12 protein-coding genes are annotated in these 18,190 nt (G+C 71.8%); 4 read left to right on the top strand and 8 right to left on the bottom strand.

Annotated features, from left to right (window positions below):
* Positions 1-35: 35 nt before the first annotated feature.
* Positions 36-746: a (2Fe-2S)-binding protein gene (locus NE234_RS38915; RefSeq protein ID WP_252786000.1), complete on the bottom strand. Its 711-nt coding sequence runs from the start codon at positions 744-746 to the stop codon at positions 36-38.
* 64 nt (positions 747-810) lie between these two features.
* Here NE234_RS38915 and NE234_RS38910 point away from each other — a divergent pair, with 64 nt between their 5' ends.
* A complete protein-coding gene (locus tag NE234_RS38910; protein WP_252785999.1) occupies positions 811-1,584 on the top strand; it encodes a class I SAM-dependent methyltransferase in 774 nt (257 codons plus the stop codon).
* A 34-nt stretch (positions 1,585-1,618) separates the two neighbouring features.
* Here NE234_RS38910 and pgl read toward each other — a convergent pair whose 3' ends face one another.
* From pgl to tkt, 6 genes are all read right to left on the bottom strand, one after another.
* Positions 1,619-2,395 carry a 6-phosphogluconolactonase gene (gene pgl / locus NE234_RS38905; RefSeq protein ID WP_252785998.1) on the bottom strand — a complete coding sequence of 259 codons (777 nt, stop codon included), beginning with the start codon at positions 2,393-2,395 and terminating at the stop codon, positions 1,619-1,621.
* Positions 2,392-3,417, bottom strand: coding sequence for a glucose-6-phosphate dehydrogenase assembly protein OpcA (locus tag NE234_RS38900; RefSeq protein WP_252785997.1), 1,026 nt, complete (start codon positions 3,415-3,417; stop codon positions 2,392-2,394). Before NE234_RS38900 ends, pgl begins: the two co-directional genes overlap by 4 nt.
* Positions 3,418-4,953 carry a glucose-6-phosphate dehydrogenase gene (gene zwf / locus NE234_RS38895; protein ID WP_252785996.1) on the bottom strand — a complete coding sequence of 512 codons (1,536 nt, stop codon included), beginning with the start codon at positions 4,951-4,953 and terminating at the stop codon, positions 3,418-3,420.
* Between the two features lie 385 nt (positions 4,954-5,338).
* Positions 5,339-6,961 (bottom strand): glucose-6-phosphate isomerase, encoded by a 1,623-nt coding sequence (locus NE234_RS38890; protein WP_252785995.1) that lies wholly within the window; start codon positions 6,959-6,961, stop codon positions 5,339-5,341.
* A 234-nt stretch (positions 6,962-7,195) separates the two neighbouring features.
* A complete protein-coding gene (tal, locus tag NE234_RS38885) occupies positions 7,196-8,290 on the bottom strand; it encodes a transaldolase (protein WP_252785993.1) in 1,095 nt (364 codons plus the stop codon).
* Between the two features lie 8 nt (positions 8,291-8,298).
* Positions 8,299-10,419: a transketolase gene (gene tkt / locus NE234_RS38880; protein ID WP_406567127.1), complete on the bottom strand. Its 2,121-nt coding sequence runs from the start codon at positions 10,417-10,419 to the stop codon at positions 8,299-8,301.
* 359 nt (positions 10,420-10,778) lie between these two features.
* Between tkt and NE234_RS38875 the strand changes: the two genes are divergently transcribed.
* From NE234_RS38875 to NE234_RS38865, 3 genes are all read left to right on the top strand, one after another.
* Positions 10,779-11,723: a heme o synthase gene (locus NE234_RS38875; protein WP_406567126.1), complete on the top strand. Its 945-nt coding sequence runs from the start codon at positions 10,779-10,781 to the stop codon at positions 11,721-11,723.
* Positions 11,724-11,739: 16 nt separating this feature from the next.
* A complete protein-coding gene (locus NE234_RS38870; protein WP_252785989.1) occupies positions 11,740-13,224 on the top strand; it encodes a PrsW family intramembrane metalloprotease in 1,485 nt (494 codons plus the stop codon).
* Between the two features lie 322 nt (positions 13,225-13,546).
* Positions 13,547-16,837, top strand: a complete 3,291-nt coding sequence (locus NE234_RS38865; protein ID WP_252785987.1) for a GH92 family glycosyl hydrolase — start codon at positions 13,547-13,549, stop codon at positions 16,835-16,837.
* A gap of 117 nt (positions 16,838-16,954) precedes the next feature.
* Here NE234_RS38865 and NE234_RS38860 read toward each other — a convergent pair whose 3' ends face one another.
* Positions 16,955-18,181: a cytochrome P450 gene (locus NE234_RS38860; protein WP_252785986.1), complete on the bottom strand. Its 1,227-nt coding sequence runs from the start codon at positions 18,179-18,181 to the stop codon at positions 16,955-16,957.
* Positions 18,182-18,190: the final 9 nt, after the last annotated feature.

Raw genomic sequence — 18,190 nt, 5'->3', positions numbered from 1 at the left:
CTCTGTGCCTCGCGTGTAGCGGCGATCACGGTCTCTCATGTCAGGGCGCAGTCGGCGCACTTGCCGCCGCCGGGGACCCGGTAGTACAGGCAGCAACTCCGGCGGCGGAAGCCGCGCGGGCCGAAGTCGCCGGCCGCCCCGAGCAGCGGCGTCCTCAGCAGCTCCCCGACCAGCCGGGACGCCGTTCCGGCACACCGGGGGCGGGCCATGGTCAGGACGGTGAGCGCGCCGACGAGGGCGGACGCGGCGTTGCCCCACAACAGGCCCTCCGCGACCGGCGTCACCGCGCGGACGGCGCGCACCAGCGGGACCAGGTGGCCGTCCACGATGACGCGGCGCAGGGCGGTCGCGTTCCCGGGGAGGGCCGGTGCGCCCGGCGCCGCGAGCACGACCGGACCGGGGGAGGCGGCGCGCCAGTATGTTCCGGCCGGATCGAGCTCCGGAACGCGACCGTGGAGGACGGCGGTCGCCAGCGCCGGGGACCACAGGCGGCCCGCGACGCCCTGGAAGAACAGGGACGCCGCCACCCGCTCCTCGGCCGTGCCCAGGCGCACGCGCACGTTCGCGACTTGGTCGGGCAGCGCCGGGCCGTGCGGCGTGGTCGGGGCGGGACCGTACAGAGCGGTCAGCGGCCGCCACAGCGGATGGTCGGTGATGCCGGGGTCGGTGTCGACGGCGAAGTACGGCCCGATCCCGGCCACGTCGGCCAGGGCGTCGTCCGTCGTCGCGTGCTCGGGGAGTTCCATCGCCGACGAGCCTGCCGGGGCCACGGGGACCGGTCAAACCGCGCCACCCCGCGGGTCTGGGAGCATGGGAACTGTGATCTACGACCATCCATGGGCGTACGAACTGGCCTGTTCGTTCCGCGACGTGCGCGCCGAAGTGGACGTGCTGCGGCGCTGGGCCGGTGACGCGCGCGACGTCCTCGAACTGGCCGCGGGTCCGGCCGAGCACGCACGGGAGTTCGCCCGCCGGGGGGTGGCGGCGACCGCCCTCGACCTCAGCCCGGCGATGTGCGCGTACGCCCGGGAGCGGGGGAGCGGGCTGCCGCTGGAGGTCGTCGAGGGCGACATGACCGACTTCCGGCTCGGACGCCGCTTCGACCTCGTCATCACCATGCTCGACTCGACGGCGCACCTGATGACGCTGGACGCCCTCGTCGCCTACCTGCGGTGCGTCGCCGCGCACCTCGCCGACGACGGGCTGGCGGTGATCGAGATGAGCCATCCGGCCGACCGGCTCAGCGAGACGCCCCGCGTCTCCGCGGCGTGGGCGGTGGAGAAGGACGGCGTCAGCGCCCGCGTACGGTGGGGCGAGCCGTCGGATCAGCTGGATCCGATCACGCAGATCGTCCACGACCACGTGACGATCGCGATCGACGGCGGCGATGTGATCCAGGGCGTGGTGCCCTACCGGTTCTGGACGGCGACCGAGCTGGAGGCCGCCCTCCGCCTCGCCGGGGGACTGACCGTCGAGGCGCAGTTCGGCGACTTCGACCCGGGCGTGGCGCTGGATTCTCCCGAGGCCTGGCGGATGCTCACCCTGCTGCGCAGAACGCCCGAGGGGTCCTCAACCGGCGGCTGAGACCGGATGAGGACCCCTCGATGCGGCTCCTGCCTCAGGGTGAGGCGATGCGGTCCATCCCGGGCGGCAGCTGGCTCGCGGCCGCCCGGTCGAGCAGGAACAGCGTGCGCTGCCGCCCGCGAGCGCCCGCGCCGGGGACCTGGACGGGGCCCGCGTCGGACAGCGCGAGGTGCACCGCGCGGGCCTTCGACTCGCCTGCCGCGATGATCCAGACCTCACGCGCCGTACGGAGCGCGGGCATGGTCAGGCTGATGCGGGTCGGCGGCGGCTTGGGCGCGCCGTGCACGGCGACGACCGGGCGCTCCTCCTCGTACAGCGCCGGCATGCCGGGGAACAGCGAGGCCACATGGGAGTCCGGGCCCAGGCCGAGCATCAGCACGTCGAACGACGGGACCACCCCGTGGTCCTCCGGCCGGGTCGCGGCCCGGAGCTCGGCGGCGTACTGCTCCGCCGCGTCCTCCGGGCTCAGGCCCGAGTCCGAGGAGGGCATGGGGTGGATCCGCTTCGGATCGATGTCGACGTGGTCGAGCAGGGCCGTGCGCGCGCCCGTCTCGTTGCGCTCCTCGTGCCCGGACGGGAGGTAGCGCTCGTCGCCCCACCAGACGTCCAGGCGCCCCCAGTCGACCGCGTCCCGCGCCGGGGCCGCCGCCAGCTCCTCCAGCACGGCGGTGCCGACGCCGCCGCCGGTGAGGACGACGTGCGCCCCTCCGGCGGCGGCCTGGGCGTCGACCAGACGGGTCACCAGGCGGGCGGCGACGGCCTTGGCCAGCAGCGGCTGGTCGCGGTGGACGAGTACGGACGGGGCGGTCACGACTTCTTGCCCCTGCCGCCGCGCGGGGCCTTGGCCGGCGCGGCCGCGTCCTCGGGCGTCTCCTTGACCTCGCCGCCGGCCTCCTTGGCCGCGGCGGGCTCCTTCGCCTCGGCGGGCTCACCGAGACCCTTGGCGAACCGCAGGACGGCGTCGCGGTAGACCTCGTCCGGGTCGAGGCGGCGCAGCTCCTCCGCCAGCAGCTCGGACGTCGGCCGGCGGTGCAGCGCGACCTGGCGGTCCGGCTGCTCGGGACGCGACAGCGTCGCCACGCGGCCGTCGGGCCGCGTGATGGCGATGTCGCCGGCCGTCGTGGTGAGGCGGACGCCGGTGATGCCCGGCCCGTGCGACTCGGCCACCGTGCACGGCACCGCGAGGCGCACCGACAGCCACGCGGCGAGCAGCGCGGCGCTCGGGTTCTTCGGGTCGGCCTCGACGCAGGCGCCCGTGATGTCGTCGTGCGGCTGGTCGAGGGTCGCGGCCAGCAGCGTGCGCCATCCGGTGATGCGGGTCCAGGCGAAGTCGGTGTCACCCGGTACGTACGCCTCGGCCAGCCGGTTGAGGGTGCCGAGAGGGTCGCTGCCGCCCTTCGCGTCGGTGACGCGGCGCTGGGCCAGCGCGCCGAGCGGCTCCTCGGCGGGCCTGTCCGGGGCGATGCCCGGCCACCAGGCCACGACGGGCGTGTCGGGCACCAGGAGGGGCAGGACGACCGAGTCGGCGTGCTCGATCAGCTGGCCGTACAGCCGCAGCACCACGGTCTCGCCGGGACCGGTCTCGCCGACCCGGACCTCCGCGTCCAGCCGGGACTCCCCGCCCGGGCTGCGGGCGATGACGACGATGATCCGGCAGGGATGCTCACGGGCGGCCTCGGTCGAGGCGCGCACGGCGTCGTACTGGGACGCCTCCTCGGTCAGGACGACGAGGGTGAGGACCTTGCCGGTGGCGGGCCCGCCCATCCGGTGCCGCGCCGCGCTGAGCGCGTCCAGGACCTTCCGGGTCGTGGTGTTGGTGAGGTCGATGTTCATTCAGAGTCGCCTCCACGCCCGGCCGTCGCGGGCCATCATCTCGTCCGCAGCCTTCGGTCCCCAGCTGCCCGCCTTGTACAGCTCGGGCTTGCCGTGCCGGTCCCAGTACTCCTCGATCGGGTCGAGGATCTCCCAGGACAGCTCGACCTCCTCCTGCCGGGGGAACAGCGGCGGGTCGCCGATCAGCACGTCGAGCAGCAGGCGCTCGTACGCCTCGGGCGAGGACTCGGTGAACGACTCGCCGTAGTCGAAGTCCATGTTGACGTCCCGGACCTCCATGGAGGTGCCGGGGACCTTCGACCCGAACCGCATGGTGACGCCCTCGTCCGGCTGCACGCGGATCACCAGGGCGTTCTGGCCGAGCTCCTCGGTGTCCGTCGCGGCGAACGGCAGGTGCGGGGCGCGCTGGAACACCAGCGCGACCTCGGTGGCGCGCCGCGCCAGCCGCTTGCCGGTCCGCAGGTAGAACGGCACGCCCGCCCAGCGGCGCGTGTCGACGTCCACCCGGACGGCGGCGTACGTGTCGGTACGGGAGTTCGGCGGGATGCCCTCCTCCTCGTGGTAGCCGCGCACCTTGACGCCGCCCTGCCAGCCGGCGGAGTACTGCCCGCGCACGGTGTTGGCGCCCAGGTCCTTGGGCAGGCGCACGGCGGACAGCACCTTGGCCTTCTCCGCGCGCACGGACTCGGCCGCGAACGACACCGGCTCCTCCATGGCGGTCAGTGCCAGGAGCTGCAGCAGGTGGTTCTGGATCACGTCACGGGCGGTGCCGACGCCGTCGAAGTAGCCGGCGCGGCCGCCGATGCCGATGTCCTCGGCCATCGTGATCTGCACGTGGTCGACGTAGGAGCGGTTCCAGATCGGCTCGAACAGGTTGTTGGCGAAGCGCAGCGCCAGGATGTTCTGCACCGTCTCCTTGCCGAGGTAGTGGTCGATCCGGAAGATCGACTCCTCGGGGAAGACCTCGTGCAGGATGGCGTTGAGCTCCTGCGCGCTGGCCAGGTCGTGGCCGAACGGCTTCTCGATGACGACGCGGCGCCAGGAGCCCTCCGACGGCTGCGACAGGCCGCTGGCCTGCAGCTGCTGGACGACCTCCTGGAAGAACTTCGGCGGGATCGACAGGTAGAACGCGTAGTTGCCGCCGGTGCCGCGCTGCTCGTCCAGCTCCTTGACGGCCATCGCGAGCGTCTCGAACGCCCCGGGGTCGTCGAACGTGCCGGGGACGAAGTGGATGCCCTCGGCGAGCTGGTTCCAGACGTCCTCGCGGAACGGCGTGCGGGCGTGCTCCTTCACCGCGTCGTGCGCCAGCTGCCGGAAGTCCTGGTGCTCCCAGTCCCGGCGGGCGAAGCCGACCAGCGAGAAGCCCGGCGGCAGCAGGCCGCGGTTGGCCAGGTCGTAAATGGCGGGCAGCAGCTTCTTGCGGGACAGATCACCCGTGACGCCGAACAGCACGAGCACACACGGCCCGGCCACTCGCGGCAGCCGCTTGTCCCGGGGGTCGCGGAGCGGGTTCGGCGGCTGTTGGCCGGTGTTCATCTCATGTCTCCGTTCCCGTGGGCTTCACGTGTCCCGGTGGGCCATCTCATGCCCAAGGTTCCCCGTCCTTCCTAGTGGCGCGCCTGACGGCGCTCCGGCCGGGCGGTGGGCCGCTCGGCGTACGTATTCTCTCTCGCTTCAAGACCGGTCATCCGCGCTCACGACGAGACGACGGCCACCATGGGTAACCCTCGTACGGTGCGCGATCTTCCCATCACGCGGGCATCTACACAGTCCGTATTCGGCTCCTCGACTGCTTCATTCTCCGTCGGAGGCCCGGTGAACCGAAATGGCGCGATACTCCGATCGTTCCAGGAGACGCCGGAAAGAACCCCGTGAACCCGCGTATCCCGGTAGGTCCCAGGATCCCATGCCGGGCTCCTCGTCAGTCGGCGAGGGCGCTCTCCAGCCGGGCGAGGCCGGCGGCGCGGTCCCGCAGGTGCAACCGCACGGCCGTGCGGCCGCGGGAGCGCAGCGCCCGCAGGTCGCCGAACGCCTGGGCGAGCTGCAGCGCCGACAGCCCGTACGGCCGGCCGGGTACCGGGACGTCCTCGTCCGCCGCGCCGGTGAGCTGCAGGACCACCGCCCCGGGAGGACCGTCCTTGAGAGCCTGGCCCGTCGAGTGCAGGACCCGGCCACCCCATCCGAAGGTGACCGGCGCCGTACGCAGCCGCCGGGCGAGCAGCGGCCGCATGCGCCCGGCCGCCGCGTCCGCGACGCGGTCCAGGTGGGCGGCGACCGCGAGGTGGCCCCGCTCGGGGACGGCACGGATCACCGCCCCGAGCGCGCCGCGCAGGTCCCCGGCCCCGTGGAACAGCTCGGCCGGGCCGTGCACCTCGACCTCGCCGTCCACCAGCACGGGCTCCCCGGCGATCGGTAGGGGAGTCGCGCCGTCCTCCGAGCCGCGCAGCAGCGCCGCGACCGCGGCGCGGGTCTCCCGCAACGCCGGCTCGTCGAACGGATCCACGCCGATCACCCGGGCCGCCACCGCCACGCCGAACTGCCACAGCGCGATCTGCGCGCCGAGCGGGCCGGTGACCGCCAGCCCGGTGTCCCTGGAACGCCCGCCCAGGATCAGGGACAGCCGGTCGTCGGCCGCGCCGGCGCCCGGCGCGGCCGGATCCTCGAGGACGACCGGCAGGATGCCCTTGCCGTCCTTGCCCGTCGCCGCGGCGACCAGCTGCTCGACCCAGCCGCCGAGCCCGGGAACACCCGAACCGCCGTCCGAGATGATCAGCTTGTCCCTGCCGCGGGACGCGGCCGCGCCCAGCGCCGCGCCCAGGGTCAGGCCCGCGTTGTCGTACGGCAGGCGGAGCGCGGGCAGGACCGCCGTCGCCTCCTCCAGCAGCCGTTCCACGTCCACGCCGCACAGTGCCGCCGGGAGAAGCCCGGCCGCCGACAGCGCTGCGAACCGGCCGTTCACCTCCGGATCGGACAGGACCACCCGGTGGCCGGCCTCCTTGGCCGCCGCCTCCAGCGGCGAACCCGGATCCGTGACCACGACGATCCGCTCCGCCGGGTCGATGCCTGCCGCCCGGAACGCCTGCTCGAAGATCCGGCGCAGGGCGTCGATCTCGACGGCGCGGCCGCTCTTGCTCGACACGACCAGGCCCGTACGGTCCAGGCGGTCGTCCAGCACGCGGCGCACCTCCTGCGGGTCGGCGCCGTCGAGGACGGTGAGGTCGGTGCCGTGCGCGCGGGCGACGACCTCGGCGGCGTGCGCCGCACCGCCCGTCCCCGCGAGGACGACGCGGTCCAGACCCGCGAAGCGGCCGGCCGCCTCGGACAGCTCGGGAAGCAGGCGGCGGGACGTCTCCGGCGCGTCGACCCACCCGAGCCGGCCGGCCGCCCGGCCCGCCGCGTCCGGCCCCCACAGGGACGCGTTCCCGGCCATGAGCGCCGCGGGCACCCCGTCGTACGTGAGGCGTTCCAGCGTCTCCTCGGTGCGCGCGACGGCGTCGCCCTGAACGGTCACGGACAGGCGTCCGGCGGTCACTCGCAAGGTCACGGCGTCTCCCGGCCCGATCCTCCCGCCACGCCCGCGCCGCGCCACCGCCCGCGGGTCACCCGGGGCGGCGGCGCGCACCGCCGGCCGTGACGTGTCCTGGTCTCCTTCGCGTCGGGCGATACCCGGCCCGGCGCGTGTCACTCACGACACGGCGGCGATAGTGAAACGTGCCCGGCCGGTCACCCGCCGTGAGGCGGGGCCGGCCGGGCACGTTCGGGTGCTCAGGCCCGGTGCTCAGGCCTTGTCGCGCAGCTCGCCCTTGACCGTGTCGAGCAGCTCGGTCCAGGACGCCTCGAACTTCTCGACGCCTTCCTCCTCCAGGACCCGGACGACGTCGTCGTAGTCGACGCCGGCCTCCTTGAGCGCGGCCATGTGCGCCCGCGCGTCCTCGTAGGAGTGGATGGTGTCGCCCGTGACCTGGCCGTGGTCGGCGACCGCGTCCAGGGTCGGCTCCGGCATGGTGTTGACCGTGTCCGGGGCGACGAGCTGGTCGACGTACATCGTGTCGGCGTAGTCCGGGTTCTTCACGCCCGTCGACGCCCACAGGGGACGCTGGACGCGGGCGCCCGCGTCCTTGAGCGCCTTCCACCGGTCGGTGCCGAACTTCTCCTCGTACAGCGCGTACGCGAGCCGGGCGTTGGCGATGCCCGCCTTGCCCGCGAGGTCGGAGCGGCCGGCCTTGTCCAGCCGCTTGTCGATCTCGGTGTCGACGCGGCTGACGAAGAACGACGCGACCGACGCGATCTTCGACAGGTCGTGGCCGTTCTCCCGGGCCTTCTCCAGGCCCTCGAAGAACGCGTCGATGACCTGGCCGTAGCGCTCCAGCGAGAAGATCAGCGTGACGTTGACGCTGATGCCCTGCGCCAGCGTCTCGGTGATCGACGGCAGGCCCGCGAGGGTCGCCGGAATCTTGATCATGGTGTTCGGCCGGTCGACCAGCCACCACAGCGCCTTGGCCTCGGCCGTGGTCTTCTCGGTGTCGTGCGCCAGGCGCGGGTCCACCTCGATCGACACCCGGCCGTCGAGGCCCTCGGTGCGGTCGTAGACCGGGCGCAGCACGTCGGCGGCCCAGCGGATGTCGTACGTCGTGATGGCCCGGACGGCCTCCTCGAGGTCGACGCCGCGGACGCGCAGCTCACGGACCTGCTCGTCGTAGGCCGAGCCCTGGCTCAGCGCCTTGGAGAAGATCGTGGGGTTGGAGGTCACGCCCACGACCTGCTTGTCGCGGATCAGGGCCTCGAGGTTGCCCGTGCGGAGGCGCTCCCGGCTGATGTCGTCCAGCCAGATGGATACGCCCTCGCCCGAGAGCTTCTTCAGGATGTCGCTCATGTCTCTCCTCAGTTGCCGGTCGTCGAGCCCCGGCCACCGGCGTTCGCCTTGGCGATGCTGGCGTGCGCGGCCGCGACGACCCGCTCGGCGGTGAAGCCGAACTGCTCGTACAGCGTCTGGTAGTCGGCGGAGGCGCCGAAGTGCTCCAGGCTCACGCTCTCGCCGGCCTCACCGACGTAGCCGCGCCAGCCGAGCGCGATGCCCGCCTCGACCGACACGCGGGCGCGCACGGCCGGGGGCAGCACCTGCTGCTTGTAGGCGTCGTCCTGCTCCTCGAACCACTCGACGCACGGCATCGACACGACGCGCGTCGGCGTGCCCGCCTCCTCGAGGACCTTGCGGGCCTCGACCGCGATCTGCACCTCGCTGCCGGTGGCGATGAGGATGACCTCGGGCTGCCCGTTGGAGGCGTCGGCCAGGACGTACCCGCCCTTGGCGGTGCCCTCGGCGGAGCCGAACTCGCTCCGGTCGAAGGTCGGCACCTTCTGCCGGGTCAGCGCCAGACCGGCGGGACGGTCGGTGTGCTCCAGGACCGTCCGCCAGGCCACCGCGGTCTCGTTGGCGTCCGCCGGGCGGACGACGTCGAGGCCCGGGATGGCGCGCAGCGCCCACAGGTGCTCGACGGGCTGGTGCGTCGGGCCGTCCTCGCCCAGGCCGATCGAGTCGTGCGTCCAGACGTAGGTAACCGGCAGCTTCATCAGCGCGGCGAGCCGCACCGACGGGCGCATGTAGTCGCTGAACACCAGGAACGTGCCGCCGTACGGGCGGGTGCCGCCGTGCAGCGTGATGCCGTTCAGGATGGCGCCCATGCCGTGCTCGCGGATGCCGAAGTGCAGGGTCCGGCCGTAGCGGCCGCCGGGGAACGCCTTGGTCTGGTACTCGTCGGGGATGAAGGACGGCTCGCCCTTCATCGTCGTGTTGTTGCTCTCCGCCAGGTCGGCCGAGCCGCCCCACAGCTCCGGCAGCACCGGGCCGATGGCGTTCAGCACCTCACCGGAGGCGGCGCGGGTCGCCAGGCCCTTGCCCGCCTCGAACTCCGGCAGCTTGGCGGTCCAGCCGTCCGGCAGCCGCCGCGCGCGGATCCGGTCGAACTCCGCGGCGCGCTCGGCGTTGGCGGCCCGCCACGCCTCGTACGCCTGCTCCCACTCGGCGCGGGCCGCGCGGCCCCGGTCGATCACCTTGCGGGTGTGCTCGAGCACGTCCTCCGGGACCTCGAAGGTCTGGTCCGGGTTCCACCCGAGAACGCGCTTGGTGGCGGCGACCTCGTCGGCGCCGAGCGCCGAGCCGTGGATCTTGCCGGTGTTCTGCTTGTTCGGCGAGGGCCAGCCGATGATCGTGCGCAGCGCGATGAACGACGGCCGGTCGGTCACCTCACGGGCGGCCTCGATGGCGCGGTACAGCGCCTCCGGGTCCTCCTTGTACTCGCCGTCCGCGGTCCAGTCGACCCTCTGGACGTGCCAGCCGTACGCCTCGTAGCGCGCCGCCACGTCCTCGGACTTGGCGATGTTGGTGTCGTCCTCGATCGAGATGTGGTTGTCGTCATAGATGACGACGAGGTTGCCCAGCTTCTGGTGGCCCGCGATCGCGCTGACCTCGTGGCTGATGCCCTCCTCGATGTCACCGTCGGAGACGATCGAGTAGATGTAGTGGTCGAACGGGCTCTCCCCGGCCGCGGCCTCGGGGTCGAACAGGCCGCGCTCGCGGCGCGCCGCCATCGCCATGCCGACGGCGTTGCCGAGGCCCTGGCCGAGCGGCCCGGTGGTGGTCTCAACGCCGGCGGTGTGCCCGTGCTCGGGGTGACCCGGCGTCAGGCTGCCCCACTTGCGCAGGTGCTTCAGGTCGTCCAGGGTGAGGCCGTAGCCCGCCAGGTACAGCTGGATGTAAAGGGTCAGGCTCGAGTGGCCGGCCGACAGCACGAACCTGTCGCGACCGGTCCAGTCGGGGTCGGTCGGGTCATGGCGCATCACCCGCTGGAACAACAGGTAGGCGGCGGGGGCGAGGCTCATCGCGGTGCCCGGGTGACCGGAGCCCGCCTCTTCCACCGCGTCCATGGCCAGCACGCGGATCGTGTCCACCGCCCGCCGGTCCAGGTCGGTCCACTCGAATGACTTATCGGATTGCGTACTCACGAGACGCTCCAGGCTCCTCTCGACTTCTGTCATGTCCCCAGACCCGTCCCCAGCCGAAAAAAGAACCCGTGACCAGGCCACGCCGGGGCCCGAACGCGAGCCTATCGCCCGCGCTCCCACGGCTTTGACAGGTGCTCCTCTATATGAACACCGCGACCTTGTACCGCATTTCCCGGAGACGCCGGGGTTAACCCGTTCTGCCGCACCCACCCCGGTGACGGGGTACACGGGGACCGGCACTACAGTGATTGCGCGGTGGAGCCCACGTGGCCGGTGCCCGATCAGAGCCGAGTGGCGGCAGGAATCCGAGGATCAGACACAGTGTCCCTTAACGTCGTGAACGCGCAGGTGAACATCCGGTGACGGTGGTCATCAACCGTCCGGCGAGGACTCCTGCGCCGCCCACGCCCGGCCGTCGGCCGTTCGGCGCGCTCGTGCGCGCCTACGTCGCGCTGACCAAGCCGCGCATCATCGAGCTCCTGCTCATCACGACGATCCCGGTGATGTTCCTGGCGGCCCGCGGTCTGCCGCCGCTGTGGCCCGTGATCGCCACCCTCGTCGGCGGCATGCTCTCGGCGGGCAGCGCCAACGCGCTGAACTGCTACATCGACCGCGACATCGACGCGAAGATGCGCCGGACCCGTCGGCGGCCCCTGCCGATGGTGCAGGTCACGCCGAAGGAGACCCTGGTCTTCGGGATCACCCTCGCCGTCGCCTCAACCGTCTTCCTCGCCCTCGCCGTCAACCCGCTGTCCGCGGCCCTGTCGGTGTTCGCGATCCTGTTCTACGTCTTCGTCTACTCGATGGTGCTGAAGCGGCGGACGAAGCAGAACGTCGTCTGGGGCGGGATCGCCGGCTGCATGCCCGTCCTGATCGGGTGGTCCGCGCTCACCGACAGCGTGTCGTGGACCCCGATCGTGCTGTTCCTGGTGGTGTTCTTCTGGACGCCGCCGCACACCTGGACGCTGGCCATGCGCTACCGCGAGGACTACGCGGCCGCCAACGTGCCGATGCTGCCGGTCGTGGCCACCGAGCGCCGCGTCGCCGTCGAGGTCATCGTCTACACCTGGATCACGATCGCGTGCTCGCTGGCGCTGTGGCCGATCGCGCACACGACGATCTTCTACCCGATCGCCGCGGCCGTCCTCGGCGCCGCCTGCCTCGTTGAGGCGTACCGCCTCCTCGGCCGGGTCCGCGCGGGCATCACCGGCGCGGTGCTCAAGCCGATGCGCTACTTCCACCTGTCCAACGCCTACCTGGCGCTGCTCTTCCTCGCGGTGGCGATCGACCCGCTGCTGCACTGACGGTTAACCTCCCGGCATGGCGCGTGTCGATCCCAAGGCGATCCTCGAAGGGCGGATGCCCGGCCGGGCCCCGGTCGGACTGATCATCGGGCTGGTCGTCTCGTCGGCCTGCGCGATCGTCGTGCTGGGCCTGGACGCGATGAACGGTGCGCCGTTCCTCGTCGGCCTCGTCCTGGCGATCCTGCCCGTTCCGCTGCTGGTCGCACTCGTCCTCACCCTGGACCGGCTCGAGCCCGAGCCGTGGCGGGCCCTGCTGTTCGCCTTCATGTGGGGCGCGGGCGTCGCCGTCCTCGGCGCGCTCCTCCTCAACACCGCCGGGTACGAGTTCCTGACCAAACCGGTGTTCGGCCAGCGCGGCGAGCTGGTCACGGCCTCCGTCGGCGCGCCCCTGGTCGAGGAGTCGCTCAAGGGCGCGGTGCTGTTCGGGTTCCTGTGGTTCCGGCGCAACGAGCTGGACGGGCTGACCGACGGCATCATCTACGCCGCCATGGTCGCCCTCGGCTTCGCCATGATGGAGAACATCGGCTACTACATCCGCGCCGTCCACCAGCACAACCTCGAGGCCGTGTTCATCATGCGCGGGGTGATCTCGCCGTTCGGGCACCCGCTGTTCACCTCGATGACCGGGCTGGGCGTCGCCTACGCCGCGCTGCACCGGGGCGCCGCCCGGGTCGCGGCGCCCGTCGCCGGGCTCTGCACGGCGATGCTGCTGCACGGCACGTGGAACTTCTCCACCGCCTTCGGCCTCAAGGGCCTGATGATCGCCTACGGCATCGACTTCTGCATCCTCATCGGGCTGATCGTCGTCGTTCGCTGGGAGCGCCGCCAGACCGTCCGGCTCATCCAGCGGCACCTGCCGATGTACGCCGGCACCGGCCTGGTCACGCCGCAGGACGTCCACATGCTCGGCAATCTCAAGCTGCGCCGCCGCGCCCGCCAGTGGGCCCGCATGGCCGGCGGCACCCGGGCGGGCCGGGCGATGGCCGACTACCAGCTCGCCGCCACGGAGCTGGCGCTGCTGCACCAGAGGGCCGAGCGGCACGTCGCCGAGCCGGCGTGGTTCTACCGGCGCCGCCAGGACCTGCTGAACCTCATGCACCTGGCGCGCCAGGCGTTCCAGGGCCGTCAGCCGCGGCCTCTCGTCCCACCGTGGGCCGGGCAGGGAGGATCGGGGTTCCTCCATCCGGGCGCGTCGTACGGCCCGCCGCCGCCCGGACCGTTCTCCGCCCCGCCGTACGCCCCTCCGGGCGGCCCGTACGGTTCCTCGGGTCCATACGGCCCCGCAGGCCCGCACGGGCCCGCAGGTCCGTACGGCTCGCCGAATCCGTACGGCTCGCCGAATCCGTACGGTCCGTCGGGTCCCTACGGACCGCAGGGCGGCTCCGGAACGCCCGGTCCCGCCGGTCCGGGAGGACCCTGGGGCCCGCCCGGTTCCTCCGGCCCCCATGACGCTCCGGGCGGTCACGGCCCTCAGGACCCGCCGGGCCCGTACGGGCACTGAGGCCGTCGGCGCGGTCACCGCCCTATCGGGCGCTGAGACCGGGCGGCCTGCTCACCGTCCTGCGGGCGCCGAGGCCGGGGGCGTACCGACCGCCGTGCGGACGATGAGGCGACGGCGCACGCGCCACTCGTGCCGTCCCCGCTCCGGACGTGCCGACCAGGAGCCCTCACGTGGCGTGACCGGTCGCTACCTCTGTGACCGATTCTGACCATTGACTCCCGAGTTACGTGGGTTAACAATGCCGGTAGTCGTGACAACGTTGTCATGGCGCGCGCGATGGTCCTCCGCCAGCGCAACCGGTGACCTCCCCCGAGGAGCAACTGTGTTCAGACGCGTCCGCCCCCGATTGGCAGGCCTGCTCGGCCTCGCCCTGACCTCCCTGGCCGTCTCGGCCGTACCGGCCCGAGCGGCCACCCCCGACCTCGCCTCCTACGTGAACCCGTTCGTCGGGACGCAGGACGGCGGCCCCGACTTCGGACACGGCGGCGGCGCCGGGATGGACTTCCCCGGTGCCGTCGCGCCGTTCGGGATGATGCAGTGGAGCCCCGACACCGTCCGCTCGTCCGGCGGCGGCTACAAGTACGAGGACAACCGCCTGCGCGGCTTCAGCATGACCCACATCTCCGGGCCGGGCTGCACGGGCGCGCAGGACTTCCCCGTCATCCCGTTCTCCGGGCCGATCAAGAACTCCCCGGCGACCCACGGCACCGACTACGTGCAGACCTTCAAGCACGAGAACGAACAGGCCTCCCCGGGGTCGTACGCCGTGACGCTCGACAGCGGCGTGAAAACGGAGCTGACCGCGTCGCAGCGGGGCGGCGTCGCGCGGTTCACCTTCCCGACGGACAAGGTCGGCACGCTCCTGCTCAACGTGACGGGGTCGATCAACGGCGTGGACGACGCCGAGGCCACCGTCAAGGGCAACACCGTGTCGGGCTGGGCCAAGACCGGCGGGTTCTGCAACACCGACGCCAAGTACTACGTCTACTTCACCGCGACCTTCGACCGGCCGTTCCAGGCGTACGGCACGTGGAAGAACGACTCGGTCGAGCCCGGTGAGGACGCGGTGCGCGGCAGCTCCCCGGCGAAGGTGCCGCAGCAGACCAGGAAGATCTTCGGGCGGATCAACAACGGCCCCGAAGGCCGGCCGATGCCGCAGCGCTCGCTCCAGGCCAAGACCCAGGACGTCACCGTCAAGGGCCCCGGCTCGGGCGTCTACCTGCAGTTCGACACCAGCAAGGCCAAGCCGGTGCAGATGCGCGCCGCGGTGTCGTACGTCAGCATCGACGGCGCGAAGCAGAACCTGAAGAAGGAGATCGGCGGGCGGAGCTTCGACTCCGTGCGGTCCGCCGCGCGGGCCGCCTGGAACAAGCGGCTCGGGCAGATCAAGGTGAGCGGCGGCGCCGCCGACCGGCTGCGCACGTTCTACACGGCGCTCTACCACGCGCTGCTGCAGCCGTACGTCTTCGACGACGTCGACGGCACCTACACCGGCTTCGACTACCGCACCCACAAGGTCAAGAAGGGCCACCACCAGTACGCGACCTTCTCCGGGTGGGACATCTACCGCAGCGAGGCGCAGCTCATCGCGCTGCTCGCCCCGGACGTGGGCGCGGACATCGCCCAGTCGATGTACAACGACGCGCACTCCGTCGGTGACGTGTGGGACCGCTGGTCGCACCAGAACACCATCACCGGCGTGATGAACGGCGACCCGTACCACTCGATCATCGCGACGATGTACGCCTTCGGCGCCCGGAACTTCGACGCGAACGCCGCACTGGCCGCCATGGTCAAGGGCGCGAACCGCGTCGGGGAGGACAAGGCGACCGGCTACACCGAACGTCCCGGCAACGCCGACTACCTCAAGCTCGGCTACGTGCCGGCCGACCCGGCGACGACGCTGGAGTACGGCATGGCCGACTTCGGCATCGCCCAGCTCGCCCAGCGCCTGGGGGAGAAGGACACCTACCAGGAGTTCATGAAGCGGGCGCACGGCTGGGAGACGATCTACAACCCGCTGAACGACTGGATCCAGCCGCGCTTCGGCGACGGCTCGTTCCTCACGCCGTTCGACCCCGCCGACTCCAACTGGTACGTCGAGGGCAACGGGTCGCAGTACCACTGGATGGTCTACGAGGACGTGGCCGGGCTGTTCAACGCGATGGGCGGCCGGGATCAGGCGGCCAAGCGGCTCGACACGTTCTTCACCAAGCTGAACGCCGGTTCGCACGAGGCGTACGCCTACCTGGGCAACGAGCCGTCCCTGCAGTCGCCGTGGCTGTACGCCTGGGCCGGGCAGCCCTACAAGACCCAGGACGTCGTCGCGCGCGCCCGTACGCAACTGTTCAAGTCCACCCCGGACGGCCTGGTCGGCAACGACGACCTCGGCACGATGTCGGCGTGGCGGGTGTTCGCCGGACTCGGCATGTACCCGGCGATCCCGGGCCGTGCCGAGATGGTGCTGAACAGCCCGGAGTTCCCGCAGATCACGGTCAAGCGGTCGAGCGGCCAGAAGATCACGATCAACGCGCCGGGAGCCTCCGACACGAACAAGTACGTCCAGTCGCTGAAGGTCGGCGGCAAGGCGACGAGCCGCGCCTGGCTGCCCGAGTCCTTCGTGGCCTCCGGCGGCACGCTGGACTACACGCTCGGCGCGCAGCCGAACACCACGTTCGGCAGCGACCCGAAGGACGCTCCGCCGTCCTTCGGCACCGGCGCGCGGCCGTTCCTGTCGGCGCTCCAGCCGGGTACCGCGTCGGTCGAGCCGGGCGGCTCCACCGAGGCGACCCTGCGTGTGCAGGCCGTCGGCGCGGGTGACACCGTCACCTGGACCGCCAAGCCGCCGGCGGGCATCACCGTCACGCCGTCCTCCGGCACGCTGAAGATCCCCGACGCCGGGCACGCCGACCAGAAGGTCACCGTGTCGGTGAGCGCCGACCAGAAGCTGGACTACTACTCGGTGCCGATCGAGCTGACCGCCTCCGGGCAGTCGGTGGGCACCACCGGCATCTCGCTCAACGTCGCCAAGCGCGGCACGATCGAGTGGTATCAGAACAACGCCGGCATCTCCGACGACGGCAAGGCCGGGAACGCCAACTTCGACGGCGGCGGCTGGAGCTACTCCGCGCAGGCACTGGCCGCGGCCGGGCTGAAGCCGGGACAGCCGGTGACGTGGAAGGGCTTCACCTTCACCTGGCCGAACCGCACGCCGGGTCAGCTCGACAACGTTCAGGCGAACGGCCAGGTCGTCGACCTGCCGACCGCACCGAAGGGCGCGTCCCAGCTGGCCTTCCTCGGCGCGGCCGGCAACGGCGACGCCTCGTCGACGGTGACGATCACCTACACCGACGGGTCGACGGCGACCGCCAAGCTGGAGTTCAGCGACTGGGCGCTCGGCGCCGACGCCTACCCGCCGAAGTTCGGCAACGAGATCGTCGCCAAGACGCCGTACCGGAACACCTCCGACGGCGGCAACCAGAAGCTCAACATCTACGTGTTCGCGGCCACGCCGATCGCGCTGGACGCGAGCAAGCAGGTCAAGAGCGTGACGCTGAACACCCCGTCCAGCGGAGGCTCGCTGCACGTCTTCGCCTGGGCCTTCTCCTCCTGAACCGTTCCCGGTGAGCCCGACCGGGCTCACCGGGAACGGCCGTCACCATCGATGCCCCGGTGCCACGAGCACCGGGGCATCATCCGTTTCCCGCCGTGTCGCCGGGCGAGCGGCCGCTCAGGCGGTCACCCCGTCGACGTCGACGAGGAGATGGCGGGGCCCGCGCAGCTCGGCGCTCGGGCGGTACGGAGGCGGGTCCGCGACCAGACGGGGATTGTCGAGCCGCCTCGCCAGCTCCGTCAGGGCGATCTGCGTCTCCAGCCGGGCCAGCGGGGCGCCGAAACAGTAGTGGATTCCGCCGCCGAACCCGAGGTGCTCGTTGTACCGGCGATCCGGGTCGAAGCGGTCGGGATCGGGCACGTGCGCCGGGTCCCGGCTTCCCGCCGCGAGCGCCACGGCGATGGGCGCGCCCTTCGGGATGGTGGTCCCACCGATCTCGATGTCGTCCAGGGCGACCCGCGAGGACAGGAAGTGCACCGGGGGCTCGTACCGCAGCAGCTCCTCGACCATGGAGACGGCCAGCGCCGGCTCCCGACGCAGCCGATCGAGCAACGCCGGGTGACGCAGCAGGGTGAGCATGCCATTGGTGATCAGGTTGACCGTGGTCTCATGGCCGGCGATCAGCAGCAGTGTGGCGGTGGCCACGACCTCGACCGGCGACATCGGGCCCTCCGGGCCCTCATCGGTCACGAGGCCGGAGAGCAGGTCGTCCCCGGGGTTCCCGCGGCGTTCGTCGATGATGCCGCCGAGGTACCGGTGCAGCTCGACCACCGCGGTCTGCCGTCGCCGCTGCCGTTCCGCCCGGCCCTCCTCTCTGGGATCGAGCGACTCCACCACCGCGTCGGCCCACTCGTGGAACGACGCCTCGTCCTCGCGTGGCACGCCGAGGATCCGGCAGATCACCGTGACCGGGAACGGATAGGCGATGTCGTCGACGACGTCGATTCGAGCCCGGCTGGCGACGCCGTCGATCAGCTCCGTGACGGCCCGGAGCATCTCCGGCCGCAGACTCTCCACCAGGCGCGGCGAGTGCGGCGGGCCGAAGTGACGCATCGTCAGGCGGCGGAGCCGGTCATGTTCGGGCGGGTCGGTGTTGATGAAGGACGGCGGCAGCACCGCCGTGGCCTCCTCGGACCCCGGCTCGCCCGGCCGCGGGACGTTGCGGCGGGTCGAGCTGACGCGCGGGTCGTGCAGCAGCGCGACGATCTCGTCGTACCCGCTGACGACGTACGTCCCGTCCTCCTGCCGCGACACCGGGGTCGCGCGCAACTCGGCGTACAGCGGGTACGGGTCGGCGCGGTTGGCCGGATCGAAGATCTGCTCGAAGACGCTCATGGGTGCCATGGCGGCGCC

The organism is Actinoallomurus rhizosphaericola, assembly GCF_024055675.1.
Lineage (GTDB): Bacteria > Actinomycetota > Actinomycetes > Streptosporangiales > Streptosporangiaceae > Actinoallomurus > Actinoallomurus soli.
This window is presented reverse-complemented; position numbering and strand designations above follow the sequence as displayed.